Raw genomic sequence first — 1,486 nt, forward strand, 5'->3', positions numbered from 1 at the left:
CGGTGTGGAGGGTGTACTTCTGGGCCTTCCGGGGGTGCCGTGTCCGGTTGAAGGGGTACTTGCTGTACCTCTTCAGCATCCGTGACTTCACCCGCCACCGCCGTTGCTCTTGGACCAGGTTCGCCAAGACAACATGGCCGATGGCGCCGACCAGCGTCACCGGCTCGGTGATGGTGATGCCGTTCCCGGCGACGATCTGGTCGGCGGCAGCCTGCAGCAGGATCGTGAAGCTCACCTGTCGAGGAGACAGCTCGGGGTGTGCGGTGGTGAGGTCGCCGGCCATCCGGACCAAGGCCTGATAGACGGTCAGCAGGGCATAGATCTCCTGCTCGAGGCCGGGGACCGTCCGGGACCGCAGGATGCGCCCGTCGAGGATGGTGGACTTCAGCGAGAAGTAGCAGGTCTCCGCCTGCCACCGCCGGTGATAAAGCTCGATCAGCTCCATGGCGGGATGGCGCTCGGCGTCCAGGAGCGTGGTGAGCAGACGCCACAGCTCGGTGCGTCGGGTCCCGTCGGCGAGCGTGACGGTTACCCATGCCTCGATCACCCTCACCTCCAGGCGCTGCCCGTAGCCACGGCCTGCCCGGTAGTTGTTGGACTGGATGAAGGTCCGGTAGGAGCCGTCCGGCAGAGGATGCCGGATGGTCGGGCGGCGCTTGCGGGTGGACCGGAGCAGGAAGGCCGCGCCGGCGTCGGAGACAGCGGTCAGGAAGCCGACGGCGTCGTAGTAGGCGTCGGCGAGCAGGAGCATCGAACCGTCCAGGCCGCCCAGCAGGCGGTGGGCGTACGAGATCTCCCCGGTGCGGTCCGGGCCGAAAACCGCGTCGATCAGGGCACGGGTGCCACATTCGACCAGGGTCACCAGGCGCACGATCGGGTAGCCGAACTCGCGCACAGGACCGATGTGCTTGGGATAGCGCCAGGTCACAGCGGGCTCGTCGGGGGCGTTCAGCGTGGTGCCGTCGATGGCGACCACGCGTCGCCCGCGGTAGAAGGCGCAGGTCTGGGCAGGGGTGGCCACCGGCCCGGCCAGAACGGTGAACAGGGCACGCAATGGTGCGACGCCCAGCCGGCGACGGGCCCGCGACAGAGACGACGCGCACGGACGAGCCACGACGGTATCGCCCAGGCCCACGGTGAGCTTGCCCCAGACACCTTGATAGGAGGACCGTTCGAAGAAGGCCAGGGCGAGGACGAAGTACACCACGACCCGCGCCGGGAGCAGACGCAACCGTTGCTCCCTCGCCGCGGTTTCCTCGATGACCGCATCCACGAGGACGGGATCGATGATCTGGGTCAGCTCACCGACATGGCCGGGTGCGTATACGTCCGGGCCTGTCGGTATCGACGAGACGCTGGCAGGTTTAGGTAACAACGGGACCTCCGGGTTGCTCGCCCTGGCTCGACACCAAGGGACTTACCCGAGGTCCCGTCCTGATGTTCCCCCCTTGACGACCCGCCCGTCGGCCTAACGCAACGGTGTTGC

1 protein-coding gene is annotated in these 1,486 nt (G+C 67.4%); it reads right to left on the reverse strand.

Features of this window, described 5'->3' with window-relative positions; all coding sequences use genetic code 11:
- Positions 1 to 1,273: IS4 family transposase (locus ACFYX0_RS47805; protein ID WP_388982133.1), on the reverse strand; the 1,273-nt coding region annotated here is incomplete at its 3' end.
- Positions 1,274 to 1,486 lie beyond the last annotated feature (213 nt).

Source organism: Streptomyces sp. NPDC002573, assembly GCF_042889625.1.
Classification (GTDB): domain Bacteria; phylum Actinomycetota; class Actinomycetes; order Streptomycetales; family Streptomycetaceae; genus Streptomyces; species Streptomyces gibsoniae.